Source organism: Bradyrhizobium sp. 613_E4_N2_2 (genome assembly GCF_052075995.1).
In the GTDB taxonomy this organism is placed as follows: Bacteria; Pseudomonadota; Alphaproteobacteria; order Rhizobiales; family Xanthobacteraceae; genus Bradyrhizobium; species Bradyrhizobium barranii.
Genome location: NZ_CP197234.1, coordinates 8,568,962 through 8,593,175, shown reverse-complemented (window position 1 = coordinate 8,593,175; position 24,214 = coordinate 8,568,962). Strand labels below are relative to the sequence as shown.

At 62.8% G+C, this 24,214-nt stretch carries 31 protein-coding genes and 1 pseudogene; 16 read left to right on the top strand and 16 right to left on the bottom strand.

Annotation, left to right across the window (positions count from 1 at the left end; genetic code table 11):
- Nucleotides 1–259 precede the first annotated feature (259 nt).
- The 3 genes from AB7290_RS40875 to AB7290_RS40865 all read right to left on the bottom strand — a co-directional run bounded on the left by AB7290_RS40875 (nucleotide 260) and on the right by AB7290_RS40865 (nucleotide 2,622).
- A complete protein-coding gene (locus AB7290_RS40875) occupies nucleotides 260–634 on the bottom strand; it encodes a response regulator (RefSeq protein ID WP_354102118.1) in 375 nt (124 codons plus the stop codon).
- An 82-nt stretch (nucleotides 635–716) separates the two neighbouring features.
- Complete coding sequence (locus AB7290_RS40870; protein WP_354102119.1) at nucleotides 717–1,841, bottom strand: PAS domain-containing sensor histidine kinase; 1,125 nt, start codon at nucleotides 1,839–1,841, stop codon at nucleotides 717–719.
- The gene (locus AB7290_RS40865; protein WP_441254420.1) at nucleotides 1,834–2,622 is read right to left on the bottom strand and encodes an alpha/beta fold hydrolase; all 789 of its coding nucleotides are present in this window, start codon (nucleotides 2,620–2,622) and stop codon (nucleotides 1,834–1,836) included. The genes AB7290_RS40870 and AB7290_RS40865 overlap by 8 nt, the downstream gene beginning before the upstream one ends.
- A 285-nt stretch (nucleotides 2,623–2,907) precedes the next feature.
- Here AB7290_RS40865 and AB7290_RS40860 point away from each other — a divergent pair, with 285 nt between their 5' ends.
- The 3 genes from AB7290_RS40860 to AB7290_RS40850 all read left to right on the top strand — a co-directional run bounded on the left by AB7290_RS40860 (nucleotide 2,908) and on the right by AB7290_RS40850 (nucleotide 4,647).
- Nucleotides 2,908–3,165, top strand: coding sequence for a hypothetical protein (locus AB7290_RS40860; RefSeq protein WP_354102121.1), 258 nt, complete (start codon nucleotides 2,908–2,910; stop codon nucleotides 3,163–3,165).
- 85 nt (nucleotides 3,166–3,250) lie between these two features.
- Nucleotides 3,251–4,408 carry an ATP-binding protein gene (locus AB7290_RS40855; RefSeq protein WP_441254418.1) on the top strand — a complete coding sequence of 386 codons (1,158 nt, stop codon included), beginning with the start codon at nucleotides 3,251–3,253 and terminating at the stop codon, nucleotides 4,406–4,408.
- A 110-nt stretch (nucleotides 4,409–4,518) separates the two neighbouring features.
- A complete protein-coding gene (locus tag AB7290_RS40850) occupies nucleotides 4,519–4,647 on the top strand; it encodes a hypothetical protein (RefSeq protein ID WP_441254416.1) in 129 nt (42 codons plus the stop codon).
- A gap of 62 nt (nucleotides 4,648–4,709) precedes the next feature.
- Here AB7290_RS40850 and AB7290_RS40845 read toward each other — a convergent pair whose 3' ends face one another.
- The 5 genes from AB7290_RS40845 to AB7290_RS40825 form a co-directional block, all read right to left on the bottom strand.
- On the bottom strand, nucleotides 4,710–5,030 hold the full coding sequence (locus tag AB7290_RS40845) for a hypothetical protein (protein WP_354102124.1): 321 nt from the start codon (nucleotides 5,028–5,030) through the stop codon (nucleotides 4,710–4,712).
- A gap of 86 nt (nucleotides 5,031–5,116) precedes the next feature.
- Nucleotides 5,117–5,572, bottom strand: coding sequence for an Hsp20 family protein (locus AB7290_RS40840; RefSeq protein ID WP_354102166.1), 456 nt, complete (start codon nucleotides 5,570–5,572; stop codon nucleotides 5,117–5,119).
- A gap of 187 nt (nucleotides 5,573–5,759) precedes the next feature.
- A complete protein-coding gene (locus AB7290_RS40835; RefSeq protein WP_354102167.1) occupies nucleotides 5,760–6,212 on the bottom strand; it encodes a hypothetical protein in 453 nt (150 codons plus the stop codon).
- A gap of 117 nt (nucleotides 6,213–6,329) precedes the next feature.
- Entirely contained in the window at nucleotides 6,330–6,950 is a 621-nt protein-coding gene (locus AB7290_RS40830; RefSeq protein WP_354102125.1) for a hypothetical protein, read from the bottom strand.
- Nucleotides 6,951–6,985: 35 nt separating this feature from the next.
- On the bottom strand, nucleotides 6,986–7,306 hold the full coding sequence (locus AB7290_RS40825; protein WP_354102126.1) for a hypothetical protein: 321 nt from the start codon (nucleotides 7,304–7,306) through the stop codon (nucleotides 6,986–6,988).
- A 129-nt stretch (nucleotides 7,307–7,435) separates the two neighbouring features.
- Between AB7290_RS40825 and AB7290_RS40820 the strand changes: the two genes are divergently transcribed.
- On the top strand, nucleotides 7,436–7,966 hold the full coding sequence (locus AB7290_RS40820; RefSeq protein WP_354102127.1) for a response regulator transcription factor: 531 nt from the start codon (nucleotides 7,436–7,438) through the stop codon (nucleotides 7,964–7,966).
- 152 nt (nucleotides 7,967–8,118) lie between these two features.
- Here the strand turns inward: AB7290_RS40820 and AB7290_RS40815 are convergent, their stop codons facing one another.
- The 4 genes from AB7290_RS40815 to ku are packed head-to-tail and all read right to left on the bottom strand — an operon-like array spanning nucleotide 8,119 to nucleotide 10,659.
- On the bottom strand, nucleotides 8,119–8,727 hold the full coding sequence (locus AB7290_RS40815; protein WP_354102128.1) for a cell envelope biogenesis protein TolA: 609 nt from the start codon (nucleotides 8,725–8,727) through the stop codon (nucleotides 8,119–8,121).
- Nucleotides 8,728–8,734: 7 nt separating this feature from the next.
- Nucleotides 8,735–9,397 (bottom strand): HAD family hydrolase, encoded by a 663-nt coding sequence (locus AB7290_RS40810; RefSeq protein WP_354102129.1) that lies wholly within the window; start codon nucleotides 9,395–9,397, stop codon nucleotides 8,735–8,737.
- Complete coding sequence (locus AB7290_RS40805; RefSeq protein ID WP_354102130.1) at nucleotides 9,398–9,733, bottom strand: hypothetical protein; 336 nt, start codon at nucleotides 9,731–9,733, stop codon at nucleotides 9,398–9,400.
- Complete coding sequence (gene ku, locus AB7290_RS40800; protein ID WP_354102131.1) at nucleotides 9,730–10,659, bottom strand: non-homologous end joining protein Ku; 930 nt, start codon at nucleotides 10,657–10,659, stop codon at nucleotides 9,730–9,732. Before ku ends, AB7290_RS40805 begins: the two co-directional genes overlap by 4 nt.
- Nucleotides 10,660–10,846: 187 nt before the next feature.
- Here ku and AB7290_RS40795 point away from each other — a divergent pair, with 187 nt between their 5' ends.
- A complete protein-coding gene (locus AB7290_RS40795; protein WP_354102132.1) occupies nucleotides 10,847–11,776 on the top strand; it encodes a 3'-5' exonuclease in 930 nt (309 codons plus the stop codon).
- A gap of 44 nt (nucleotides 11,777–11,820) precedes the next feature.
- On the opposite strand, the gene AB7290_RS40790 is transcribed toward AB7290_RS40795, so the two are convergent.
- Nucleotides 11,821–12,009 (bottom strand): DUF3606 domain-containing protein, encoded by a 189-nt coding sequence (locus tag AB7290_RS40790; protein WP_354102133.1) that lies wholly within the window; start codon nucleotides 12,007–12,009, stop codon nucleotides 11,821–11,823.
- Between the two features lie 110 nt (nucleotides 12,010–12,119).
- Here AB7290_RS40790 and ligD (AB7290_RS40785) point away from each other — a divergent pair, with 110 nt between their 5' ends.
- From ligD (AB7290_RS40785) to AB7290_RS40765, 5 genes are all read left to right on the top strand, one after another.
- Complete coding sequence (ligD, locus tag AB7290_RS40785; RefSeq protein ID WP_354102168.1) at nucleotides 12,120–13,037, top strand: non-homologous end-joining DNA ligase; 918 nt, start codon at nucleotides 12,120–12,122, stop codon at nucleotides 13,035–13,037.
- Nucleotides 13,038–13,105: 68 nt separating this feature from the next.
- Nucleotides 13,106–13,450, top strand: coding sequence for a response regulator (locus tag AB7290_RS40780; RefSeq protein WP_354102134.1), 345 nt, complete (start codon nucleotides 13,106–13,108; stop codon nucleotides 13,448–13,450).
- A gap of 688 nt (nucleotides 13,451–14,138) precedes the next feature.
- A complete protein-coding gene (locus AB7290_RS40775; RefSeq protein ID WP_354102135.1) occupies nucleotides 14,139–15,005 on the top strand; it encodes a hypothetical protein in 867 nt (288 codons plus the stop codon).
- 182 nt (nucleotides 15,006–15,187) lie between these two features.
- Complete coding sequence (locus AB7290_RS40770) at nucleotides 15,188–15,625, top strand: DUF2231 domain-containing protein (protein WP_354102136.1); 438 nt, start codon at nucleotides 15,188–15,190, stop codon at nucleotides 15,623–15,625.
- A complete protein-coding gene (locus AB7290_RS40765; protein ID WP_441254411.1) occupies nucleotides 15,622–16,941 on the top strand; it encodes a PQQ-dependent sugar dehydrogenase in 1,320 nt (439 codons plus the stop codon). Before AB7290_RS40770 ends, AB7290_RS40765 begins: the two co-directional genes overlap by 4 nt.
- A gap of 77 nt (nucleotides 16,942–17,018) precedes the next feature.
- On the opposite strand, the gene AB7290_RS40760 is transcribed toward AB7290_RS40765, so the two are convergent.
- A complete protein-coding gene (locus AB7290_RS40760; RefSeq protein ID WP_354122511.1) occupies nucleotides 17,019–17,243 on the bottom strand; it encodes a hypothetical protein in 225 nt (74 codons plus the stop codon).
- Here AB7290_RS40760 and AB7290_RS40755 point away from each other — a divergent pair.
- The 5 genes and pseudogenes from AB7290_RS40755 to ligD (AB7290_RS40735) all read left to right on the top strand — a co-directional run.
- Nucleotides 17,219–17,341, top strand: a pseudogene (locus AB7290_RS40755) (DNA ligase); the annotation flags it as partial. The gene AB7290_RS40760 and the pseudogene AB7290_RS40755 sit on opposite strands and share 25 nt — an antisense overlap.
- 64 nt (nucleotides 17,342–17,405) lie before the next feature.
- Nucleotides 17,406–17,675 carry a hypothetical protein gene (locus AB7290_RS40750; RefSeq protein ID WP_354102139.1) on the top strand — a complete coding sequence of 90 codons (270 nt, stop codon included), beginning with the start codon at nucleotides 17,406–17,408 and terminating at the stop codon, nucleotides 17,673–17,675.
- On the top strand, nucleotides 17,676–19,358 hold the full coding sequence (locus AB7290_RS40745; protein ID WP_354102140.1) for a PHP domain-containing protein: 1,683 nt from the start codon (nucleotides 17,676–17,678) through the stop codon (nucleotides 19,356–19,358).
- Entirely contained in the window at nucleotides 19,358–19,921 is a 564-nt protein-coding gene (locus AB7290_RS40740; RefSeq protein ID WP_354102141.1) for an MOSC domain-containing protein, read from the top strand. The genes AB7290_RS40745 and AB7290_RS40740 overlap by 1 nt, the downstream gene beginning before the upstream one ends.
- A 10-nt stretch (nucleotides 19,922–19,931) precedes the next feature.
- Nucleotides 19,932–20,879: a non-homologous end-joining DNA ligase gene (gene ligD / locus AB7290_RS40735; protein WP_354102142.1), complete on the top strand. Its 948-nt coding sequence runs from the start codon at nucleotides 19,932–19,934 to the stop codon at nucleotides 20,877–20,879.
- A gap of 25 nt (nucleotides 20,880–20,904) precedes the next feature.
- Here ligD (AB7290_RS40735) and AB7290_RS40730 read toward each other — a convergent pair whose 3' ends face one another.
- Nucleotides 20,905–21,729 (bottom strand): ribonuclease HII, encoded by an 825-nt coding sequence (locus AB7290_RS40730; RefSeq protein ID WP_354102143.1) that lies wholly within the window; start codon nucleotides 21,727–21,729, stop codon nucleotides 20,905–20,907.
- Nucleotides 21,730–21,990: 261 nt separating this feature from the next.
- On the opposite strand from AB7290_RS40730, the gene AB7290_RS40725 reads away from it, so the two are divergent.
- Nucleotides 21,991–22,260 carry a hypothetical protein gene (locus AB7290_RS40725; protein ID WP_354102144.1) on the top strand — a complete coding sequence of 90 codons (270 nt, stop codon included), beginning with the start codon at nucleotides 21,991–21,993 and terminating at the stop codon, nucleotides 22,258–22,260.
- 271 nt (nucleotides 22,261–22,531) lie between these two features.
- Here AB7290_RS40725 and AB7290_RS40720 read toward each other — a convergent pair whose 3' ends face one another.
- Entirely contained in the window at nucleotides 22,532–24,208 is a 1,677-nt protein-coding gene (locus AB7290_RS40720) for an ATP-dependent helicase (protein WP_354122512.1), read from the bottom strand.
- Between the last annotated feature and the right edge of the window lie 6 nt (nucleotides 24,209–24,214).

The following is a 24,214-nucleotide window of genomic DNA, read 5'->3' as shown; positions in this document are numbered from 1 at the left end:
CGGCAACCGCGAGTCCTGAGGGTCGCCGCGGATGTGGGAAAAAGCCCGAAATCGAGGCTAGGTTCCCCATAAGGGACGGCGCTGCCGCATTCCGTGAAGCGTGGCGATTTCGGCCAGGCAGCTGTCATGCCTGGCTCGAAGTGAGTTGGCGCCGACGTCTGGACCGGACGTGGATGCCCGCGGGAGATGCCGCCGTCCGCCGAAAAGGTTCGGTACCGAATTGCCGGAGGCGCCGGCCGTCAGCTGCGGTATTAGGAAATCAGCCGAAGCCGGTCAGCTTGCGCAGCGTCGCGACCATATCGGCGCCCCGATAGGGCTTTGGCAGGAACATGCCCCCGGCGGGCAGATCGCCGGGACCAACCTTCACGAAGCCGGAAGTGGCCAGGATCTTAATCGGCGGCCAACGGTCCCGAACGAAGCGGGCGAGCTTCAAGCCGTCCATCGAACCAGGCATCTGAATATCGGTAAAGACGACGTGGATATCGGAGCGGGCCTCGAGGACGGCAATGGCCTCGTCGGCGTTGCCCGCCTGGATGACTTCGAAGCCGGCCTCCGCAATGCTCTCGGCGGCGTCTTCCCGAATCAGGAATTCGTCCTCGACGATCAGGATCGCGGGACTTTGACGATGCGTCAAAACGGACCTCCGTTTCCGACAAGCGATCGAACGAGGGGGCGTTCTGCACGCGTTGGCCGTCGTGGGTTTTGACGCCGTTTCGTCATGGCGCAACCCGCGACAGTGGCATCCTGAAGACGAACCGCGTCTCTTCGGGCGTGGACGTCACATCGATCCGCCCGCCGTGGGCCTGCGCGATCTGCGAGGCGATGTGCAGCCCTAGTCCAAGACCCTGTCGGCTATCGCGGACGTCGCCGCGAAAGAACGGTTCGAACAGCCGTTCCATCGCAGCCGCGGCAATGGGCTCGCCGGCATTGGCCACCCACAGCTTCAATTCCCCGTCTTCGGTGTCCGCTCCCACGCGAACGGGCCGATCGCGCGCTCCATGGGTGAGCGCGTTGCCGACCAGATTGGACAGGAGCTGCCCCACGCGCGCGCGGTCGCAATCCACCGGCACCGTGATGGCGAAGCTCGTCTCGATGATGCGGTCCGGGGATGAAGTGCGCAGTTCGTCGACGACCTGCTCGAGGATCGGCTCCAACGGCTGTGTCGCGTCGCGATTCAGCACGATACCGCTGCCGAGACGTCCACGCGCGAAATCCAGCACGTCGTCGATCAAGTCCGACATCCGAGTGACGGTGGTGTTGATCATGTCGAGAACGCGGAGGTGCTTGTGCTCCTGCAGCGCGCCCGAGCGCTGCAGGATCCGTGCACCGGCGCTGATAGCCGCGAGCGGGTTGCGCAGGTCATGCCCGAGCACGGCGATGAACTGCTCGCGCAGTTCGGCGGTCTCGCGCTCGGTGGCGAGACCCTTCTGCAGCTGCGACCTCGATTCCACCAATTCGCGTTCGTACCGCCTGCGATCGGTGGCCTTGATGACCGCGACCGCGGTAAACAACAACCCACCATCGGCATCGCGGCGTTCGACGGCGTTCGCGATCACCGGCAACCGATCGCCGGCCACGGTCTCGAAATCCAGAGCGAACTCGTTGAAGAATCCCTGCATCCGCAGCAGCGGCGCGATGTGCGTTTCGTAGTAGATCCGACCCGCCATGTTGAGGAATTGGTGGAGCCGCCGCCCGATGAAAACGTCGGCTCCAAGACCCGTCCACGTGGTCAGGGTCGAATTGACTTTCGAGACGCGCCCGTCAGGCCCCATCGTGAGATAGCCGCACGGGGCGTTTTCGAACAGATCCTTGTACTCGTCGTGGGGGCGGAATTCAGACATAGGCCCTGATGGCCGAGACGACCTCCGCCGGCGCGCTCAGGTTCGGACAGTGTCCGGTGGCTCTGAGAAAGACGATCTCGCTTCCCGGGATCTGGCTCCTGACGAATTCGCCTACCGCTTCCGACGCGATGATGTCCTCGCTGCACTGGAGAATGAGGGTCGGGATCGTAACCTTCGAGAGGTCCTTCCTGTTATCGGAGGTGAAGGTCACGCGCGCGAATGCCTTTGCGATTTCCGGGTCGGTGCGGCAGAAACTGTTCGTCAATTCCTCGCCGAGTTCGGGCCGGTCGGCGTTGCCCATGATGGAAGGCGCCATGGCGGCGGACCAGCCCATGTGATTGTCTTCCAGGAACTCGAGCAGCTCCGCTATCTGCTTTTCGGTGAAGCCACCGACGTATTCGCCATCGTCGATGTATCTGGGGGACGGGCCCACCAAGACCATCCGCCCGAAAAGCTCCGGAGCCTTCAAACTGGCGAGAAGCCCGATCATGGCGCTGACCGAATGACCGACGAAAACCGCGTCTTTCAGACCCAGATCCCGTCCGATCTCGACCAGGTCGTCGGCGTAGCCGTGCAAGGTCGAATACTTGGTCTTGTCGTAGGCCGACAGGTCCGAACCCCCGGCGCCGACCTGGTCGAAAAGCACGACTTTGAAGTCTCTTTCGAACTGGGGCGCCACGAACCGCCACATATTCTGGTCGCAGCCGAATCCATGGGCGAAGACCATCGGCCGATCACCTTGACCGGTGACGTGCACGTTGTTTCTTTTCCGAATATCCATGGATCTCCCCGACGAGCCGAACTTTCACAATCATCGGGCTGTTGCCGGGTGACCGTCAGACCCTCTGGGCTGGGGATCAGACAGCCAACGACCGCGATGAGAAACCGTTCCGCCGCCGCGAACCTGAATCCACCGGTGTAGGTTCCGTCGCCGCTTTCTCCCGTTAGTAGTTCGGCCTCCTGCCGGCGTCTGCGAAACGTTGGTGAGCATCGTCGGCCGCGACCCTGCCTGGCCCCGCGGCAGGGGCCGCATTGAAACCGGCGGCTCCGGGCGAGGTTATTCTGCATGGCCGAGTCTTTCGGAAATTCGTTTACCATCGTGGAAGTGACGCCGGACGATCCCTTGACGGACGGTGCGTCGCCACAACTCTGGCTCGCCTTGGCAAAACCTTCCCAAGCCTTGACCCTGGTGCTGGCTGCCGTGCCGGAGGGATGGACAGCCGAGTTGGCCGCACAAGAGTTGACGGACGAGCAGTGGCAGACGTTCCGCCGGCTCAACCTTAGAGCCGGTGACGTCTACCGCCTCACGGGCGCGACGACTTAAGGAAGTTTCGTTCCCATGGGGACTGCCGCAAGACCGGGTAGTTGGCTAGAGTGGGCGGAAACTCAAACATCAAGGCGACCCCCGCGTGAACGCTTCGAGCAACGAAGATCGACATGAGCGTTTGGCCGATTTCATTCGGCAGAACCAGCCCGCCATCATCGAAGAATGGATCGCGTTCGCGAAGACGCGCACGCCGGCGAGCGACGGAATGTCGAAGCTCGCCCTCAAGGACCATATCGTCGATATTCTGGGGTTCGTGGCCGCGGATCTGGAATCTCCTCAGACATCCTCCGAGCAGGTAGATAAATCGCACGGCATCGAGAGCGGCGATGGAGCGCTACGCAACAGCGCCGCCGAAATCCATGCGGCTTTGCGTCTGGCCGACGGCTTCGACATCGATCAGATGGTCGCGGAATATCGCGCCTTGCGAGCCAGCGTCGTCAAACAGTGGGTGGCGCACAACAAGACCCTCGCCAGCACCGATCTGGAGGACCTGACCCGGTTCAACGAAGCGATCGATCAGGCCGTCACGGAGTCGGTGGCGCACTATACGAAGACCATCACCAACTCGAGGAACCTGTTTCTGGGGATTCTCGGCCATGATCTCCGGAACCCGATCGGCGCCGCCTCCATGGCCGCGCAGTGGATGGAGAGAACGAAGACGTCCTCCGATCCTCACCACGTGAAAATGGTCTCGGAACTAGTCCGGACGACGGACCGGGCTGCCCGCATTCTCGACGATCTTTTCGATCTGACGCGTTCGTCTTTCGGAACTGAAATCCCCATCAAGAAAGCGCCGGCTGATCTGGCGGCGCTGTGTCGGTCACTCGCCGAAGAAATGCGAACGATACACGAAGCGCAACCTCTCACGGTCACGCACGACGGCGATCCGACCGGCATGTTCGATGCGGCGCGAATGGGACAGGTCATTTCGAACCTGATGGGCAACGCGATCCAGTACAGCGACGGATCCGGTCCGGTGACGGTGGCCATTTTCGGCGACGATCCCGACGTGCTGCGCGTGAGCGTCCACAATTTCGGGGATCCGATCCCCGCGAAAAGCCAGAAGACCATTTTTCAGAGTTGGATGCGCGGCAACGTCCAGGACATGGACGAACACTCGCATCTCGGATTGGGCCTATACATCGCGAAGCTGATCGTGGAGGCGCACGGCGGGGACATCACCGTTGAATCCGAGGAAGGAAGCGGCACGACGTTCAAGATCGATCTGCCCCGCGCGTAGCGAGTTGCGAGCGACGTCATCACAAGGCAGGCCGGAAAGCATAGGCTGACCACATGTCCGACCAGCACAGGCACTGCAAATGCGGAGCGGTCTATCGCAGGACCGAGGGGATGGCCGCAGTCCGGGAAGTGAACAGCTTCGAGTGTTCGGTGTGCGGCGACACCATGGAGACCTGGAATTCCGGGTGGGTGCCGACCTATCGCCTGATAGCCGGTCCCGTTCGCCCGTCGAGCCGCTGATAGCAAGGCACCGAGGATGCGGCGGTGCACGCCGATTTCGGTGCCTGCAATCGTCGATTTTTTTAGGCGGCGGCTCGCTCGACGGAGCGCATTCGCATCGGCTTGCCACCCGGAGGATTGCGAGGACCACCGTCCAGCGCGCAAAGCGCCTCCAGGATCTCGTCGATCGTCACCGGCGCCTTCAGCCCCTCCGGCGCCCGCAGCGAAGGGCAGGACGCGATGGCGGATGCGTCAGAGGCCCAAGACGCCAGGATGGCGCGCTTCTCGGATAGGCTGAGGGCGGGATGCGAGACCACGTCTCGCGGATGTTCGAATACCGTACCGGGATGCAGGACGGCGTCGAGATCGATGATCTTGTCGTCGAAAGCGGTCGTCGGCCGCATGGCTTGCTCCATTCGAAGACGAGTTGAGGGAAGCGGCGCGGAGTGTCCGCGCGGCCGGCGATCCAATCCTTGGCAGCTGTGTCCGGTCAGGCCGCCCTGGATTCGATCTGCGTGACGTTGCTTGGGGTTGCCCCGCCGATGGCGATGCGGCGCGGCTTCTTGGCCTCGGGAATCTCCCGCTGCAGGTCGATGACGAGCAGGCCGTTCTCGAAGGTGGCGCCCTTGACCTCGACGTGGTCGGCTAGGGTGAACTGGCGCTTGAAGTTGCGGGCCGAGATACCCCGATGCAGGAAGGTCCGCTCTTCCTTGTCGCTTTTGCGGCTCTCCAGCGTGAGGACGTTCTGCTCGACCGTCAGCGCGACCTCGTCCGGAGTGAAGCCGGCGAGCGCGACTGAGATCTGGAAACGGTTCTCGTCGAGGCGTTCGATGTTGTAGGGGGGATAGCTTTCCTCGCCCACGCGCTGGGCGGCTTCCGCCAGGTCGAAAAGGCGGTCGAAGCCGATGGCCGACCGGAACAGGGGCGAAAAATCTACAGTGCGCATAGCCAGATCCTCCAAGGAGCAAAATGGTTGGGCGGCACCGGACACGACCGGTGCCCGTCTCAAGTTGCGGGACCCTGACGGCATCCCGATCGCTGCATGGCGACGCCGAAAAAATTACGAATTTCGGGGAAAGTTTCAAGGGGCCGCCGAAAAATTTTTCGGCCAAAGACTTGGGACGGTTAAGGGGTCAACCGCCGCGGAGAGAGAGGCTGATGCGCGTGACGATGCCGTCCCAATCGTGCTCTTCTTTGGCGGGATAATTGATGAGCACGCAATGGACCATCCGGTTCGAAAAGTTGCAGCGGTCGTAGAAGACCTTGTCGCCCTTGTAGCTCGACACCGCGAAGAAACGCGACGTCACGCGCTTGTACTGGATGCGCGAGGGCGGATGCTTCTTTGCGAGAAAGACCGCCGGTGAGTCATCGGAGGTATTTGGCGCAGACTGAATCGTGAGGTCGGCACGGCCGTCGGACGTCGTGAAACGCTGGCCTTGGCCGTCGGGCTTGCCGGCTTCCTCGGTGAAGATCGAGGCGGGAAAGTCGACGGAAGTGCCGGTCGCCGGGAGGGTGAACGTCGTCCATCTCACGGGCTGCGCCGGCGCAGCAGATGGGCAAAGTGCGAGGGCTACGGAAGCCGTCATCGCCCACTTGGCCACCGCTTCCGGTCTGCTCATCTCGCCATCCTTTTATGGTCGCCGACGCGAGAAGTGCGACGACAGAAGGAAACGGCGGCCCGCCTAAGCGGACCGCCGACTGATTCAACGCACGTTCGTGCCGTAGAGTTGCCGCTCTTTCCGGACCTCGTCCGCACCGTACGGCTGGGCCGAGGGATCGTAGCTTTTCCATCCGGCCTTCTGCCAGGCCGCGCTACGGTCGCGCAGATTGACGGCGGACTGATCGAGGATCGCTTCGTACCGCGCACGATCGGCATCCGGAACGCGGGCCGAAACCATCGTGCCGCCGCGCCTCACGCCTTCTGCGTAGAGCGGAGCCTCCTCGTCCGAGACGCCCGCCTGCGTCAGCGCCCCCACAACGCCACCCGTGGCGCCGCCGGCGACGGCCCCCAAGGCTGTGCTTGCGAGCCATCCGGCCGCGACGACCGGGCCCAAGCCCGGAATGGCCAGCAGGCCAAGACCTGCGAGCAGCCCGGCGGCGCCGCCAAGTCCCGCGCCGACGCCCGCACCCTTAGCAGCACCTTCGGCCCGATCGTCGACCCCGTCGCGGTCGCGATCGACCTTCTTATCGGTGCTGTACCAGTTGTCCGAGTTGTTGGCGACGATGCTCAGATCCGAATGCGGCAGGCCTGCCGCCTCCAGGTTCGTCACCGCACGCTGCGCATCGGAGTAGTTGTCGTAGAGACGAGAAATCGTAACCGTCATATCGAAACCTTTCTTCGTTGGCTGCTACGGCTTGATTACTTGGAGGCGTTCACGTTGCCCTGGAAGTCCAGGCTGACGTCCATCGAAGCGCCGCCCTTGCTGGCCTTGCCGCGCCATACGCCGTTGTCATCCTTCTTCAGCGATGTGATGTCGGCATAGCCAGCCTGCTCGATCTTGGATTTGGCTTGGCCCTCGGTGAAGCTGTTGGCGCCTGAAACCGGCTTTTCGGAATTGTTTTGGCCGGAACTGTTGACTGCGCCGTTGTTCGGGCGATCGGTCGCCGGCGGATTTTGCGCGAACGATGGACCGGCCAGAAGAGATGCAGTGGTTAGCAGCAGAAAAAACTTCCTATTCATATCGTCCTCCAGTGGTGGCCGGGCACAACAGGTTTACAGGCAAGGTGTTCCTATTTTTCCCGATTCGGTTTCAACGAAGCCAATCCTTGGCTGGTTTGGAATGGACCCGCGCCATCAGATATCGCCCAATTGAAAGAAGCGCGGTCGAGGCCGATTACAGCGCCGCCGACGCAGATCGCGGAGGCGCGACGCCTCGAATGCGGGGCGATCTCCGCCGGCGAGGCTCTCCGATCAAGGAACGGAACTGCCGATGGTCTGTGCGATTTTGAACTTCATCTGGAGCACGAACGTCGAGGAACTGCAGTGCGAATACTGGTCGTTGAGGATGACGTCCTGATCCGCGAATTCGTGGTCGAAGCGTTACGGGAGGAAGGCTTCGACGTGATTCACGCAAGTAATGGAGAGGAGGCGTTGCAGTGGTGCAAGCGGAAGGTAGCGGACGTGCTCGTGACTGACGTCAAGCTGCCGGGAGGGATCGATGGATGGCAAATCGCCGAGCGTTGCCGAGATCACGATCCCGACCTTCCGGTGATCTACGCGACGGGATTTTCGCCAGTCCAGCCTCGGCCCGTACCGGGGAGCGTCCTGCTGCAGAAGCCCTACCATCCGGACGAGATCGTGTCGGCCATAAGGAAGGTCACCGAAGGTCGTTCCGCATAGACGTTCACGGCGCAGGACGTGGAAGGACAGATGCGGTGCCGCTTTCACGTGCGATCCGCCGGCGCAGTCAAACGCGCGCAGAGGCGGGGCTGCGTAGGAAAGCGTGCCTCCGAGTTGCAGGATAAACAGTTAGGGGTTCAGCGAAGCATGGCCTATTCGCGGGCACGGCGTAGCGCATCCTTCAGCTTTTCTCTCTCGCCTTCCCAGCGCGCGTCTTCGCCCCCGACCCGCTTCTCCAGTTGGCGCCGCTCGGCGTCGAGCGCCTCGGATCGTTCTTCATGCTCCCGCTGCGCGGCGTCCAGGGCTCCCTGCGCTTTCGCGATCGCTTTCTCCCGCTTAGCCCGCTCCTTTTCCCGGACCGCCTCCTCCTTGCGGCGCTCGGCATCGCGAAGCTTCTGTTCGCGCTCGAACTCCGCGGCGGCCTTTTTTGCATCCCCGTCGTTGACCTTCGGCGCCGCCCGCCGCTTCGGTTCCGGACGACGAGCCTTCTTCTTCGGGCCACTTGCCTCGTCGCCCAGATCGGGCAATTCGGAATGCTCGGCAAACTTTCCGCTCGAACCGGCCGGGCGCTTCAGCACCACGCCGGGCTTCGCCATGGTCGCGGCGACGACGTCCGGATCGTCTGTCTCCTTGGCGAAGCCTTGGTGGAAGAGATTGCTGCCAGCGCCCCACGCTTCCAGCGCGGCCTTCATGGACGGCGCCGCGATCGCGAGATCGTAGAACCCGAGCGAGGTCTGGTAGGTCTTCAGCTTTCGCGCCATGGGGCGTCTACTTTGCGAGGAGCGAACCCGCGAAGCAGGCCAGCAATGTTGCCGGCCCGGGGCGGACTTCGGCGCAACCGGCCTGCCGAAGCGATGCTTCGGTAAACCCGCCGCAGAGCACGCCGATCGTCCGGATGCCGGCCTTGCCCGCCGCCTCGGCATCGTAGGGGGTGTCGCCGATCGCGACGGCATCTCCGCCTCCGATCCCGAGCTTGCCCAGAGCGACCTCGAAAATGTCGGGGGCCGGCTTCGATTCCTTCACGTCGTCCGAGCTGGTCGTGACGTCGACCAGGTCGGCGATGCCGGCGATATCGAGGTACATATCGAGCTCATCCTTCTTTGCTGAGGACGCGACGGCGATGCGGAGGCCGGCATCGTGGACGCGCCGAAGCAAGTCCGGGACCGCGGAGAAGGGACGCACCAGCGGCAGATATTCGCTCTTGAAGCGCTTGCCGCGCCATTCCTCCAGCTCGCTACCGTGGTCGCGCTGCGCGTCGACCTCGAGGAAATGCGGAATCAGCTTGTCGCCACCCTTGCCGATCTGGCTCCTCACTTGCTCGAAGCTGACGTCGTGACCGAACTTCACCATGGCTTCGTGCCAGGCGAGAGCGTGGAGATCGACCGAGTCTAGAAGAGTCCCGTCGACGTCGAAGATGGCGGCTTTTGGCATTCAGGATCCTCCGGGGCGGGACCGCCCTGTCTTCGCATACCAGTCGACGTAGATCGTGTTCTTCGCCATGTGGCGGTTGAGGTCGGGAGAACCATCGTCCCACCAGACCGGGCCTCGCTCGCCGAGCGCTCTCTTGGCCTCGTCCACGGCACGATGGGCCGCCGCTTCGGCCTCCGCATCCCCGTCCGCCTTCGCATCCCGTACCGCGCGCCTGGCCACCATCAGCCGCTTCGTCAGCTTCGATCGCTCCGCCTCTTCAAGGCCCGGGTTGGCCATCCGCCAAAGCCGGCCGCGAACGACGAAGTAGCGGCCGTCCGGTGTCACCGGATACTTCACGCCGACTTTCGCCGAGCCCCTGTGGCCGTCTTCTTCGCAGCCGCTTCCTTCGCGGGCTTCTTGCCGGCGATCGGCATTAGCATTTCCTTCTGGCCGGCCGCCGCCCTCTTCAACTTCTTGGCCGGCTTCTTCTGGGCCCTGGTGTCCGCCGCGGCACCGCCGACGCTCTTGCGCAGCGCGTCCATCAGGTCGACCACGTTCTCGCCGCGCGGACGCTCCTTCGGGGTGATTGGCTTGCCGGCCCGCTTCTGGTTAATGAGCTCGACCAGGGCGGTTTCGTACTGGTCCTCGAACTTGTCGGGTTCGAAGTTGCCGGCCTTCTGCTCGACGATGTGCCGGGCCAGGTCAAGCATGTCCTTCGTTACCTTGACGTCGTCGATCTCGTCGAAGTATTCCTTCGGATCGCGCACTTCGTAGGGGTATCGCAGCAGCGTCCCCATCAGGCCCTTGTCGAGCGGCTCCAGCGCGATGATGTGCTCGCGGTTGGTCAGCACCACCCGCCCGATCGCGACCTTGTCCATCTCCCGGATCGTCTCGCGGATCACAGCGAAGGCATCGTGCCCGACCTTGCCGTCCGGACGCAGGTAGTAGGGGCGGATCAGGTACCGCGGATCGATCTCGCTGCGGTTGACGAACTCGTCAATCTCGATGGTCCGGGTCGATTCAAGGGCGACGTTCTCGAGCTCTTCCTTGGTGACCTCGATGAAGGTGTCGGTGTCGACCTTGTAGCCCTTCACGATGTCCTCGTTGGGGACCTCGTCGCCGGTGTCGGCGTCAACCTTCAGGTACTTGATGCGGTGGCCGGTCGCCCGGTTCAGCTGGTTGAAGGAGATCTTTTCGCTCTCCGAGGTCGCCGGGTACAGCGCCACCGGGCAGGTGACGAGCGACAGGCGAAGGAAGCCTTTCCAATTGGCGCGGGGGGCCATGAACGCGGAACTCCAAATAGGGTACCCGGACTCAAGACGAACGGGGCCTAGCGGTTCCGACATGCGCCGAGCCGGTCAACAGGAAAATCGGCCAGCCGCCCGCAGCGCGCCCGAGTACGTCCGAAAACGTCGTGAATCGCTTGTTTTCCAGGTACCTCTTGGAGGTTTCGGCCGGTATTGTGAACCAATGGACGCGCTGACCCAGCCCCTCAGAGACGAGCAATTTCCGGACCCGGCGGACTTGGCCGCGATGGCCGACGCACTAAGCCGGTCGGCGGACTACCGCGTGCTGCGGCGCCTGGTCGCGAGACCGACGTACACCCCGGCCAACGGGCAGGAGGTCAAGACCGGCGTCCTGCTCGACACCGAAACGACCGGCCTCGATCACCGCAAGGACGAAATTATCGAACTCGGTATGGTCAAGTTCGACTACTTGGCTGACGGCCGCATCGTCGGCGTCCGCGACATCTTCTCCGCCTTCAACGAGCCCTCGAGTCCGATCCCGCCCGAAGTAGTCGCGATCACGGGCATCACCGACGAAATGGTAGCCGGCCACAAGCTAGAAGAGGCCGCCGTCGCGGCCTTCGTCGACGGCGTAGTGATCGCAATCGCGCACAACGCCGGCTTCGACAGGAAGTTTGCCGAGAGATACTGGCCGATCTTCGAGCGGATGGCCTGGGGCTGCAGCATGACCGAGGTCGATTGGCGAGCGCACGGTTTCGCGGGTAGCCAGCTCGGATACCTGCTCAACGGGGCGGGTCTCTTCCACCAGGCGCACAGGGCCGTCGACGACTGCCATGCGCTGCTCGAGATCCTGGACTTCGTCCTGCCAACGACCGGATCGCCGTCGCTCGCCCTACTGCTTGATACGGCACGCCAGAAGACGGTACGGATCTGGGCGGAGCAATCGCCGTTCGAGTTGAAGGACTCGCTGAAACGCCGCGGGTACCGCTGGAGTGACGGCGCGGATGGGCGCCCCAAGTCATGGTACGTCGATGTCTGCGAGTCCGCCGTCGACGACGAACTCGCGTTCCTCAAGGCGGAGATCTACCTGCGCGATGTCGAGCCGCGCCTCCAGACGCTTACCGCCTTCACCCGCTTCTCCTGCAGGATCTGAGCACGCGCGGACCGCGAGGTAGCGGCACGCGGGCTCAGTAGACGTCAGCGAGCCAGGCGCTTCTCCACCTTCTTGCGGCCATTGCCGACCTTCTTGACCGCCTTCTTGACGGCGGAGGCCGAGCGGCCGGTCTTCTTGGCTTCGTAGCCGACTTCGTACTTCTGCCCGCCGGCTACGCGGGCCCGGTCCTGCTTGCGTCCTCGGGTGGTTTTCTTCTTCGTTGCCTTTGCCATAGTCGGCTCCTTCATTGAACGATGCCGAAGCAACGTCACAAGGATTCACTGGTTCCGGAACGATTCCGCGCGTGCCACCTTGAATTACGTTTGTCGCGTGGAGTTTGTTCGTGGCGTTGCGTAGGAAGCCTGCCGATATCGGCGTCAAGGCGCCGTTCCCAAATTTCGTGGAGCCGGCCCTGGCATCGTCGATCGAGAGGGTGCCGGCCGGATCCCGGTGGGTTCACGAAATCAAATTCGACGGCTATCGGGTGCAAGTCCATCTCCACAACGAAGCGGTCCGGGTTTTCACCCGACGCGGTCACGACTGGACGAACCGATTCAAGAAGGTTGCTCACGACGCTTGGCGCATCAAGGCAAGCTCGGCGGTCGTCGACGGCGAAATCGTCGTGCCGGCCGCGGACGGTACCACCGACTTCTCCGTGCTTCAGAACGAGCTTAGGGGAAGTTCGAAGCGCATCGTCCTGGTCGCCTTCGACCTGCTCTACCTGAACGGCCGCGACCTGCGGAAACTTCCGCTCCACCAGCGTAAGGCGGAGCTCAAGAAGATCATCGGCGGTACCGACGTCCAGTTCAGCGAAAGCTTCGAGATCGAGGGCGCCGATATGTTCGCCCACGCATGCAAGCTCGGACTTGAGGGAGTGGTCTCGAAGGTCCGCGACAGCACCTATGCCAGCGGCCGCGGCAACAACTGGGTGAAGAAGACCTGCACCCAGCGGGAGACGCTTACCATCGCCGGCTTCGCCCTCGATGGCTCGAAGTGGGACGGCCTCTACGTCGGCCGGCGCAAGGGCGCCGACCTGGTCTACGCAGGCAAGGTCGACCACGGCTTTGATAAGGCGTCCACTGCGGAGCTCCGCCGGCGGCTGGAGCCGCTTGTCCGAAAAACCCAGCCCTACGCCAAGCGGATCGCCCACAAGGGCGTCTGGGTGGAGCCTAAATTGCTCGCCGAGATCGAGTACCGCGCGAAGTCCGCGGAAGGGAAAGTCCGGCACCCGTTCTTCAAGGGACTGCGCGAGGACCTTTAACTGCCGAGGCGGTTGCCTCGAACCAAATCGTCGTTTCCGGATTGACGCGCATGCGTGAGGAGACCCGGATGTCCAACTTCGTCACCCTGCTCGTCGAAGACGACCCCCTGCAACGGGAGATCATGTCCGACCTGCTCCGGGACGAAGGTTTCGAGGTAGTCGAGTGCGCCACGGCCGAAGCGGCGGAGCTCATCGTGACTTCGACCGGACCTGAGTTGCGGGCGCTGGTCACCGATCAAAACCTTGCCGGCAACATGACGGGAGCGGACCTGGCCGAATACGCGCGGGGGCGACACCCTTGGCTGAACATCATCGTGATGTCGGGCACTGTGGTCGATCGCCTGCCGCCGCGAACGGTCTTCCTGCAGAAACCCTTCGTCCCACGCCAACTTCTTGATGCGGTCAGAGACTGACGGGTGCAAACACCCTCAGCCGACACATCCTGAACTTCGCTGAATCCGACAACCTTGGAAGGCGGGAACCCTGCGGTAAGAGGCGTGCCCATTGCTCGATTGTGGTCGCGGGCTGGAAAAGAGATCATTGAGTAATTTGCTAGGAAAAGCGTGATCGCTCCTCTAACCTTCGTTGTATCGAAGCGATCGTCGACGGTGAGGGCGATGTAATCCTGCCGGAAGGCCCCTCCTGGGGGGCTTCGTCGTTTGAGGAACGTCTGCGAGTTGCCATCGTTTTCGATGTATGTGCACGTATATCGCGGTTCTGATGGGATCTTTTTTTGATCGTTGTGATGGCGTGCTTCGCATCGCTCAACTGGCCTGCAAGTCATCGATGATAAATCCGAAATGCCGGATCTGCCGTGGCTCGGGACGGGTGTGCGAAAACCACCCAAACCGTCCCTGGCTGGACAAGGTCGATGGATGCCAATGCGGGGCGGGGATGAGGACTCTTGAGATCACTTTGCGGTAGCATTAGCTTCCAGCGCTCGCGTCAGTAGCATCCCGTACACGGCGGGGCTTGACCACATGCGCGGGGCATGGAGATCGCCGCAGGGGGTGACTCAGGTCGTGGTCGCCCAAGTTTCATCCGAGGAACTTACCGCCAAGCTGCGCATTTCTTGGGCATTGATCTCAAGGAGGAAGCTACATGGCAGAAGGATTCGCACGAACGGCGGCAGAGGAAATCGTCGAACCGTCGGCGGCCGGCGTGTCCTGGGCGGCAGTATTGGCGGGCGCTGCGGCCTCGCTCGCCATCACCCTCGTTCTCCTGTCCTTCGGCATGGGCATGGGCTTCGCGGTCGTGTCGCCATGGGGCAATTCCGGAGTGTCGGCGACGACATTCAAGATCGGCACTGGTCTCTATTTCATCGTGATGGCGATGTTGTCGTCGTCGATCGGCGGCTATCTCGCTGGGCGTCTCCGGACGAAGTGGGTCGGGGTGCACACGACCGAGGTCCTGTTCAGGGACACGGCCCATGGCTTCCTGGCTTGGGCGGTCGCGTCCGTGCTCGGGGCGGTGCTGTTGGCCTCGCCGGCCAGCACACTTGTCGGCAACGCTCTCGGCGGCGCAACCCAGGGCGCGGCAAGCGCCGCGAACTCCGGGCCGATGGCGGGTTACGTCGACATGCTACTGCGTCCCAACGATCCTTCCGCACAGGCACAGGGGCAGTCAGACCCGCGTCCAGAGATGGTGCGCTTGCTGACCACCGACTTCCGGGCTGGAAGCGATGTGAATGCGAACGACAAGGCCTACATCTCTAAAGTGGTCGCCGCGCGCACCGGCCTCAGCCAGGCCGATGCCGAGAAGCGCGTGAACGACGTCGTGACCCAAGCCAAAGCCGACCTCGATGCCGCTCGCAAGGCCGCGATGCAAACGGCCATCTGGTTGACGCTGTCGCTGTTCATCGGGGCATTTTCCGCGACCCTCGCCGCCATGGAAGGTGGCGGACTTCGGGACGGGACATGGGGAAAGAAACGCTACGCTACCGCTCAATCATCACTGGCAAGAAACTGAGGAGATAGAACCATGCCCATTCTGCTTTGGCTCGTCGGAATTCCGATCCCGCTGATCATCCTGATCATGCTTCTGCGCTGACAAGCAATCTGCCACGCGGTCTTCGACCGCGTGGCGTCCGCCTGTTCCGAGGAGCGCGGCGCGTCGCTCGTCGCGGGCACTCAACCCAGTTCGGAGCGCACATGGCAAGATCGGCGTTAGAAGCCCGTCCGAGGTCACTGCTGCACCCTAGTTTCATCGGCGCCGGAGCAACGCTGCTGATCGCCGGGTTCGCCACCGACATCATGTACTGGGACACTTCCAACTGGCAGTGGGCTAACGCGTCAGCGTGGCTGATTGCTGCCGGTCTACTTCTGGCTCTCATCGCCACGATCGCCTTGATCGTCGATTTATTGACTGGGCGCGCAGGACGCATCAATTGGATCTCCTTCTTGCTCGTCGCGGCGGCCGCCCTTCTCTCTCTTCTGAACGTTTTCGTCCATAGCCGCGATGCTTGGACCTCGGTCGTGCCGCAGGGCATATCGCTCTCCGCGATCGTGACGATTTTGCTCCTTGCGGCCGCAGTGTGTGGTTGGAAGGTAACCGCAGTTCGTACCTTCGCGGTGGGAGACAGGCCGTGACACATGCGTTGTTCAAAGCCTTGCCTGCCCTTTGCGCCTTGGTGACGCTGACCGCCTGCGATCAAGGCGGTGATCCCATGCGACAATACGGGGCAGACCCCTATCTCCCTGAGCCTCAGAACTATCTGTTGCCGCCCATGAGCGTTCCCAAGGAGGTGGGCTGGAAACCGGGGGAGACGCCGACCGTCTCCGGTGGATTGAAAATTCAGGCGATGGCAACTGGACTGCTGCATCCCCGCATCGTCTACCCTCTGCCGAACGGTGATATCCTGGTCGTCGAAGGTAACAGCCCCGGCACCACGCCTTTCCGACCCAAGGACTTCATCCAAGGCAAAGTGAAGGCAAGAGCCGGAACTGCCGGAAAGGGCGGCAATCGCATCACCCTGCTTCGCGATTCCGACGGCGACGGAAAGCCGGAGGAGCAAACGATTTTAGTCGACCACCTTCACTCACCTTACGGCGTAACTTATGTGGACGGCACCCTCTACGTCGCCAACACGGACGCGATCATGGCGTTCAAATACGCGCTGGGGCAGACTCAGATCAAGGAGCCAGGTGTCAAGCTTGCCGACCTACCGGCGGGACCAATAGACCATCACTGGACCAAATCGATGGTCGCCAGCGCGGATGGATCCAAGCTCTATGTCGGCGTCGGATCCAACAGCAACATTACCGAAAACGGCCTCGACGTCGAAGAAGGCCGGGCCGCGATCTACGAAGTCGACCGCCTGACAGGTGCCAAGCGCATTTTTGCCTCCGGCACGCGCAACCCGACCAATCTCGCAATCGATCCCGAGACCGGCCGGCTGTTTGCGGTCGTGAACGAGCGGGACGAAATCGGCCCGGACTTGGTCCCGGACTATCTCACCATGGTGCAGGAGGGCGCCTTCTATGGCTGGCCTTACAGCTACTGGGGTCAGCACGTCGATATCAGAGTTCATCCGCAGCGCCCCGACTTGGTGGCCAAAGCGGTCAAGCCTGACTACGGACTGAGTTCGCATGTTGCAGCGCTTGGCCTTGCGTTCAGCCAAGGCGAGAAGCTCTCCCCCAAATTCAGCAACGGCATCTTTGTCGGTGAGCACGGCAGTTGGGACCGCAGCCCCGTCAACGGTTATCAGGTCATCTTCGTGCCACTGGTGAACGGGCGACCGGAGGGCAAACCTGTGCCGGTCGTCAACGGATTTCTCGGCGACGACAACGGAACGGTGCGAGGGCGGCCCGTGGGCGTAGCGCTTGACCGCACAGGCGCACTGGTGGTGGCCGACGATACCGGCAACGCGGTGTGGCGCGTCAGTTCGGAGAAGTCGGGGCAATAGCGCCAGCAGGCACGTCGTGGCCTCGCCGGTTGTTGTGACGGAGCATCCGTCGAGGCTACCGCCTTCCGTCGGAGTCGTTAGGATTGGGCTTCTCCGGGAATTTCGCGACGGGAAGCTGCCAAGCGGATCGCCAGCACGCGAAGCCCGAAGCACAGGGCCAACGCCACGATGGCGACCGGCGTGATCGGCAAAAGCATCAAATGACCGATCACCACGACCCCCGCGGCGGCGAGCGCCGCTACGGCATAGAGTCCGGCACGCAGCACGGTAGGTATTTCCGCAAGCAGCACGTCCCGCACCATGCCGCAAGGGCGTCTGGGTGGAGCCGAAGCAGCTCGCCGAGGTCGAGTACCGTGCGAAGTCCGCCGAAGGAAAGGTCCGGCACCCCTTCTTCAAGGGGTTCGCGAAGACTTTTGAGAGGGTGCTGCGGCCGAACTATCGGCGAGAACAGGCGTTGACCCATCATGTCAGACGCGTTCGACTATTTCCGCGCCTACGCGGTCCGGGCTCTTTGCAAGGCGCGAGCGATGCCGAAGGGCCGGATGAAGCACCTGCAGCTTGTGGCAGGCCGGATCTATAACCTCCTCAAGAAGGAGGCGGCGTATGGCCCGAACGTGGAACACCTCGAGGATTTTCGCGCCGCTCAGAAGCTCGAGAGCTTGCTCGATCGCCCGCCAATTGACAGCCCGGGCGGTCGCCTTGCAACGCAACGTGCGGACCGGGAGGCTGGCTGAATGCCTTCGCTCGACGCGCGCGGTGTGGCAAGTCTCCTGCGAGAGTACGCGCAGCGCACGGCCCTGCGCGGCGGCAATCCTTACCGGGCAAAGGCCTACTCTCGGGCCGCCGACAGCGTGGCGGCCCTTGCCGTTTCTCTGGATGTGCTGATCGCCGAAGATCGTCTTACGGAGATCCCGGGCGTCGGCGATGCTATCGCCGATATCATCGCCAAGCTTCACAAGACGGGCACTCACCCGAGCCTCGAAAAGCTGCGGAAGGAGATTCCCGAGGGCGTGCTCGAGATGCTCGCGGTGCCCGGCCTCCGCCCGGAGAAGGTGCTGCGGCTCTACAAAGATCTGGGCATCGCCTCCCTCGCCGAACTGGAGGCCGCCGCCAAGGACGACCGCATCAAGAAGGCGAAAGGACTCGGCGCCGCGCTGCAGACCAAGATCCTGCAGAACCTCGCGATCGCGAAAAGCGGAGAAGGCCGCCTCCACCTGCACCGTGCCGCCGCCCTGCTGGCGCATGCCAAGGATTCGATCCGCAAGTCGCGGCCCGAACTGACGCGGGTTACGATCGCTGGCGATTTCCGTCGAGGCTGCGAACTCGTCGCCGACCTCGCGATAGTTGCGGAGGCTCCGGCGGCCGCCAAGGCACCGAAGTCGTCACCCGCCGACGGACTGCAGATTCGGCTGTCCGATCGCAAACACTTCGGCGCCACGCTTCTGTTCGCGACCGGCTCCGCCGCTCATATCGAGCAGCTCCAAGCTTTGGCCGCCGAGAAAGAGATGCGGTTGGAGGCCGATGGCTTGCACAAGGGGCGCACCCTGATCGCCGGCGAGGAGAGCGAGATCTATCACGCACTTGGTCTGCCCTTCATCGACCCCGAACTCCGGGAGGGGCGCGGCGAGATCGAGTTGGCTCTGAAAGGCGAGTTCCCGAAGCTCGTCACCGACGAGGACCTGCGCGGAATCCTTCACTGCCACACCGATGCCTCCGACGGCACGGAGACGCTTGAGGCCATGGCCAAGGCGACGCGGCAGCGCGGCTTCGAATACTTCGGCGTCGCCGATCATTCCAAGTCCGCTCACTACGCCGGCGGCCTGTCGGTCGAACAGATCGCCGAGCAGCACCGGGAAGCCGACCGCCTGAACAAGCGCCTCGGCAAGGATTTCCGGATCCTCAAAGGAATCGAGTCGGACATCCTGGCTGACGGCTCGCTGGACTATCCGGACGAAGTGCTCGATCGGTTCGATTTCGTAGTAGCCAGCATCCACGGCCGCTTCAAACTGGACCGCAAGGCGCAGACGCAGCGCCTTCTTCGTGCCATCAGCGATCCTCATACCACCATCATCGGCCACATGACCGGGCGACAGCTTCAGCGGAGGCCCGGCTACGAGATCGACGTCGAGAAGGTGCTGCGGGCCTGCGCCAAGCACGACGTTGTCGTCGAGATCAACGCCCACCCGTGGCGGCTCGACCTGGACTGGCGCTGGCACCAGGCGGCGCTCGAGTTCGGCTGCACGGTGAGCATCAATCCGGACGCGCACTCGATCCCGGAACTTGACCACATGCACTGGGGCGTCGAGATGGCCCGGAAGGGCGGAGTTCCCGCCGACCGGGTCCTGAACGCGATGACGCTTCCGGAGATCACGCGCTACCTTCGCCAGAAGCGGCGCTCGCTGGCCCGCGCCGCTTGATGCCGCCGAAGCAAGATTTCTCGCTGCAGGGAAAGGTGGTGGCGGTCGCTGCCGATCGCGGGCACCACTTCAGCAAACCAACGCAGGACCGCATAATCCTGGTGGAGGGCCAGGGCGTCGAAGGCGACGCCCACGCCGGCCCGTTCGTCAGGCACCGCTATCTGGCCCGCCGCCGGCCACGCCTGCCCAATCTCCGGCAGGTCCATCTGATCCCGGCCGAACTCTTCGCGACGCTACTTAAAGCCGGCTTCGAGGTCGGCGCCGGCGACCTCGGCGAGAACATCAGCACCGCCGGCTTGGCCCTCGAGCGGATGCCGCTCGGGACGCTCCTCGAGTTCGGACCCACGGCGGTTGTTGAGCTGACCGGCCTCCGCACGCCCTGCGTTCTGATCGACCGGTTCAGGGCGGGCCTCAAACGGCACGTGCTCTCGTCGGCGGAAACGGGCCCTGCGTTCAAATCCGGAGTGCTAGGCGTGGTCCGGGCCGGGGGACCGGTCGCGGCTGGCGATATCGCGCGGGTTTGCCTTCCGTCGTCCTCGTTTCGGCCTTTGCCGGCCCTGTAGGAACCCTGCCATGGCCCGAAAATCGACCCTGCCTTATCGCCTGCAACCCATGCTGGCCACGCTGACGGATGCGCCGTTCGACGATCCCGATTGGGTTTTCGAGGACAAATTCGATGGTTTTCGTATGGTCGCGGAAATCCGGCGTGGTCAGGTCGCGCTCTACAGCCGCAACGGGAAGATCATCAGCCACTCCTACGTGGAGGTCGCGAAAGCTCTTGAAGGCGTGAAGATGGACGCCGTGATCGACGGCGAGCTTGTCGCCATCGGCAAGGACGGCGCATCCCATTTCCAGTTGCTCCAGAACGCCCTGCGCCATGAGGCCAAGCTGTTGTACTGCGCGTTCGACCTCATGTTCGCGGACGGAGAGGACCTGCGAGCGCTGCCGCTCCTGGAGCGCAAGAAGCGGCTAAAGGCTATCCTGCCGCGACACAAGCTGATCGCATTCAGCAACCACCGCAAAGGCGAGGGGACGAAGTTCTTCGCAGAAGCCGAGCGAAGGCATCTCGAAGGCATCATGGCCAAGCGCGCCGACAGCCCGTACGCGTCCGGACGCCGGACCGCCGACTGGCTGAAGGTGAAGACCGCGCAGCGGCAGGAGGTCGTGATCGCCGGCTTCACGGCGCCGAGGCGAACCCGGCCGTTCTTCGGCGCCCTGGTGCTGGCGGTACGGGAAGGCCATGGGTGGCGGTACATCGGCCACGTCGGCACCGGATTCAGCCACCAAGTTCTCGAGGAGCTTCACGGCAAGCTGGTGAGGCTCAAGACAGGCAAGTCGCCTTTTCCCGCCAAGGTAAAGGATGAGCAGGTCACGACCTGGGTACGTCCTTCGTTGGTCGCGGAAGTGAAGTTCGCGGAGTGGACTAGCAAGGGCGAACTGCGCCAGCCGGTCTATCTCGGCCTGCGGTCCGACAAAAAGGCCATGGACGTCGTTCGCGAAAAGCAGTGGTCTCGAAAATAGTGCGCGGGACGCGCCTACGGCCTGTTCAGCCGGCCTCGCGCTCGGATGCCGAAGGCCAAGGCGGCAGGGGCGGCAACCCGAGAGCCTTGCGTACAGGTCCGAACGACCTCCGGTGAGCTGCGCATGCACCAAGCCTGGCGAGAGCTTCGTAATGAGCCGGCACCGGGTAGCCCTTATGATCCGCGAAGCCGTAGCCGGGGTGGAGGACGTCGAGCGTCCGCATGACCCCATCGCGCTCGACTTTCGCCAGGATCGACGCAGCAGCGATGCTGGCGGACTTGGCGTCGCCCTTGATGATGGCCTGCTGGGGTAGGTCGATTTCCTTCAATCGCTTCGCGTCGATCAGCAAGTGCTGCGGCGTCAACCCTAGCCCCCGGACCGCACGTTGCATGGCCTGGATGCCCGCCCAATAGATGTTGATCGCGTCGATCTCCTCGACCTTCGCGAAGGCAACACACCAACTCTCTGCCTTTTCCTTGATCTCCTTCGCCAGTTCCTCGCGAGCAGCAGCGTCGAGCTTCTTCGAGTCGTCGATCCCCGCTATCCGCGTGCCGGGTTTCAGGATCACGGCGCCAGCCGAGACAGGTCCGGCGAGAGGGCTCATTCCGGCCTCGTCAACGCCTGCCACGGCATGATGGCCGCTTTCCCATAAGGAGGTCTCGAAGCGCAGCATCTTGCGGAGGCGCTGCCCTTCCGATCTGTTTTCGAAGCGACGCTTATCGATCGACGCCAGGATGGCACGGGCTCCCGCGCGGCTGTCGGCGCGCAAGATCTGCTCGACGCTGGCCTCGAGTGGTCGTTTCTCGACGACATAGCGCTGACGCAACACATCGAGCGAATATTGGGACATAGCGGCCTTCGCACAGACTAATTGGGAAAGCGTGTCCGTAAACTTTGTGGCGATTGTCTGAAGTTAGGCTTTGCCGCCATCGTCAGCCTGCGCAGCGCCCCGTCGAGAGGAACCACCGACTGTAGCTGGGGGCCAGTATTCTGCGCGGCTACTGATCTGCATCTACGACCCGACGATCTCCAAACGGAACCAACCGCTGTCTTCATTTCTTTTAGAAGGGAGTGGAGCCTCGATCCTAGGGTGCTTCCGAGGGACAGGCCCATGCTCCGAGAGACTCGCAACGAAGAACAGGTTCTGGACCGCACCGCCGAGGTCGCAGCCACCATTGCGGAAGAAGGCCTTTGCTATGTCAGCGACTCCGCGCCCGGTTACACCCGCAAGCGCACGGGGACTACCTTCAGCTACTACGACAAGGACGGGAAGCGCATCACCGATGCGGCCGTTATCCGACGCATCAAGTCCATCGGTATCCCGCCGGCCTATGAATCTGTCTGGATCACTCTCCGACGCGGTCACATGAGCCGTCTCTGACGCCGCCGGGCGGGCCTCCATGACCTCGAGCACGGCCCGCCCTTTGGCGGTGATCTTCCATACTCCGCTTAGACGTTCGACGGTCGCTGTTTCGCGTGGATACCATCGAAGACGAGGGTGAATTGCTGGGCCTCTATCACGGACGAGGCGACGCGAACAAAGCCCTGAAAACGATCGCGTACGCAAATGAGCGCAGATGATCTCGGGATAGACGCGTCGCAAAGGGCTGCCGCGCCGAGCGAGGACCGCCGACTTGAGGCTCCAGCTCGGATTAGGAATCGCAAAGCGGCGCCGAGTTCACCGGCCTGACGATCGCCACCCGCGTGCGAGCGCGAGTGATCGCCACGCGAAGCAGCCGCCGGCTTTGCGGAAATGGTGCCTTCTCGTTCCGATCATCGAAGAAGGATGACTTGAATGCGCCCTCAACTAGGATCACCCCGTCGAATTCTTTTCCTTTTGACTTGTGGATGTTCATCACAAGCACGCCTTGGGGCTCCAGCTCAGCAGAGATGAGGCGCTCCTGATCGAGCACCTTCTTCACCAGCACCGTCGCACCGGCGTAACCACCTGTGGCGACCCAGGAATCCGCAAGGCCCTGGCCCAAGGCGTCCGTCGCGCGGAACAGTCGGACAAGCCGAACCTGGCGCTGAATCTCGACGAGTGCTGGCGTCTGCCCGAGCACTCGGCTCGCCGCGCGCCAGTCCTCGACCGGATCGCCGACCAATGCCACGCCAGCCTCGACCGCGGCGACGATCTCCTTGGCTTTCTTTGTCTTTAGCTTGCCACCACTCGACACGGCAACCGCCGCCTCGCCGAACTGGCGCGCCAGGTCCTTTGCCGCCTGGGTACCATCGGTCGCCGCCTTCAGCCGGTAGTAGGCAGAGACGAGCCGCAAAGTCTTCACTTGGGCCTCCCCAACTTCCTTGCGAGGCCACTCCAGGACCGAGGCGAGCACCACAGCGGCAGCAGCCGACAGCTCGGGGTCCCAAACCACCTCATGCGCAACCGGCTTCAGGGTCTGGTTCCTGTAGGTGTGCTCCCGACCCAGCAGAGCGGAGATGTCCGAAACGAGCGGGTTGCTGCGTGTCAGCACCGCGATCGTCGGCCGTTCGACCTTGGCTTTCGCCAACTGACTGAACATCCAGATCACCGCTGCATGCACCGTGGGTTCAAAACCTCGGGGCGGATAGCTGTGCTGGGTGACTTCCTTGCAGGCGGAGGGAAGGCTGGTGTTCTTCATCACCGCGTCCGCGAACGCGAGAATGCCGCCGTTCGGGCTCCGATGATTGTCGCCGGCCAGATCAACAAGCTTCGGCTTCAAGAATGCCTCGGCCTTTTTTAACCGCAGCGGATCCACCCTGGGGTCATACTGAAAAATGCTTTGATCCGGGTCGGCGAGGCAGAAGATCGTCGTCACCTGAGACAGGGCGGCGATGATGCGCCATTGGTCGTCGTCGGTGTCCTGGAACTCGTCGACGATGATCAAGGGGTATTTGCGGCCGAGCAAAGTGCGCACCGCGCTACACCCCTCGACGATGTCAGCCATCGCCCCGGCAAACTGGTCGAACGCGAATATACCTTCGGCCTTGGCCCGCCGCACCAGTTCTTCAGACCAGTCGCCGTCGAACTCGGCCTTCTCGATCCGCTCGATGTCTGGATAAGCGATCCGCGCCTGAAGCCCGTTGAGCAAACGCCCGTGGGATCGAAGCCCTTCCAGGCAGAATGAGTGATAGGTCTGGACCTCGATCACGCGGCGCTCATCGCGGTTCAGGATCAGCTTACAGCGAGTCATGACCTGCCGGACCGCAGCGCGCGAAAAGCTCAGAAAGAGAATCGCCTGGCTGGCTGCCAGCTTGGCAATGACCTGCTTCGCCTTGAGCAGAGAAATGGTCGTCTTTCCGGACCCGGGGCCGCCTGTCACCAGCAGGTGTCCCGGCTCCGCGAGGATATCGAG

Coding starts and splice junctions, on each gene's coding strand:
- AB7290_RS40870 (WP_354102119.1), bottom strand. CDS start 1,841: ATGTCTGAATTCCGCCCCCACGACGAGTACAAGGATCTGTTCGAAAAC.
- AB7290_RS40865 (WP_441254420.1), bottom strand. CDS start 2,622: ATGGATATTCGGAAAAGAAACAACGTGCACGTCACCGGTCAAGGTGAT.
- AB7290_RS40860 (WP_354102121.1), top strand. CDS start 2,908: ATGGCCGAGTCTTTCGGAAATTCGTTTACCATCGTGGAAGTGACGCCG.
- AB7290_RS40850 (WP_441254416.1), top strand. CDS start 4,519: ATGGCCGCAGTCCGGGAAGTGAACAGCTTCGAGTGTTCGGTGTGCGGC.
- AB7290_RS40845 (WP_354102124.1), bottom strand. CDS start 5,030: ATGCGGCCGACGACCGCTTTCGACGACAAGATCATCGATCTCGACGCC.
- AB7290_RS40840 (WP_354102166.1), bottom strand. CDS start 5,572: ATGCGCACTGTAGATTTTTCGCCCCTGTTCCGGTCGGCCATCGGCTTC.
- AB7290_RS40835 (WP_354102167.1), bottom strand. CDS start 6,212: ATGACGGCTTCCGTAGCCCTCGCACTTTGCCCATCTGCTGCGCCGGCG.
- AB7290_RS40830 (WP_354102125.1), bottom strand. CDS start 6,950: ATGACGGTTACGATTTCTCGTCTCTACGACAACTACTCCGATGCGCAG.
- AB7290_RS40825 (WP_354102126.1), bottom strand. CDS start 7,306: ATGAATAGGAAGTTTTTTCTGCTGCTAACCACTGCATCTCTTCTGGCC.
- AB7290_RS40815 (WP_354102128.1), bottom strand. CDS start 8,727: ATGGCGCGAAAGCTGAAGACCTACCAGACCTCGCTCGGGTTCTACGAT.
- AB7290_RS40810 (WP_354102129.1), bottom strand. CDS start 9,397: ATGCCAAAAGCCGCCATCTTCGACGTCGACGGGACTCTTCTAGACTCG.
- ku (WP_354102131.1), bottom strand. CDS start 10,659: ATGGCCCCCCGCGCCAATTGGAAAGGCTTCCTTCGCCTGTCGCTCGTC.
- AB7290_RS40795 (WP_354102132.1), top strand. CDS start 10,847: ATGGACGCGCTGACCCAGCCCCTCAGAGACGAGCAATTTCCGGACCCG.
- AB7290_RS40790 (WP_354102133.1), bottom strand. CDS start 12,009: ATGGCAAAGGCAACGAAGAAGAAAACCACCCGAGGACGCAAGCAGGAC.
- AB7290_RS40780 (WP_354102134.1), top strand. CDS start 13,106: ATGTCCAACTTCGTCACCCTGCTCGTCGAAGACGACCCCCTGCAACGG.
- AB7290_RS40775 (WP_354102135.1), top strand. CDS start 14,139: ATGGCAGAAGGATTCGCACGAACGGCGGCAGAGGAAATCGTCGAACCG.
- AB7290_RS40770 (WP_354102136.1), top strand. CDS start 15,188: ATGGCAAGATCGGCGTTAGAAGCCCGTCCGAGGTCACTGCTGCACCCT.
- AB7290_RS40760 (WP_354122511.1), bottom strand. CDS start 17,243: ATGGTGCGGGACGTGCTGCTTGCGGAAATACCTACCGTGCTGCGTGCC.
- AB7290_RS40750 (WP_354102139.1), top strand. CDS start 17,406: ATGTCAGACGCGTTCGACTATTTCCGCGCCTACGCGGTCCGGGCTCTT.
- AB7290_RS40745 (WP_354102140.1), top strand. CDS start 17,676: ATGCCTTCGCTCGACGCGCGCGGTGTGGCAAGTCTCCTGCGAGAGTAC.
- AB7290_RS40740 (WP_354102141.1), top strand. CDS start 19,358: ATGCCGCCGAAGCAAGATTTCTCGCTGCAGGGAAAGGTGGTGGCGGTC.
- ligD (WP_354102142.1), top strand. CDS start 19,932: ATGGCCCGAAAATCGACCCTGCCTTATCGCCTGCAACCCATGCTGGCC.
- AB7290_RS40730 (WP_354102143.1), bottom strand. CDS start 21,729: ATGTCCCAATATTCGCTCGATGTGTTGCGTCAGCGCTATGTCGTCGAG.
- AB7290_RS40725 (WP_354102144.1), top strand. CDS start 21,991: ATGCTCCGAGAGACTCGCAACGAAGAACAGGTTCTGGACCGCACCGCC.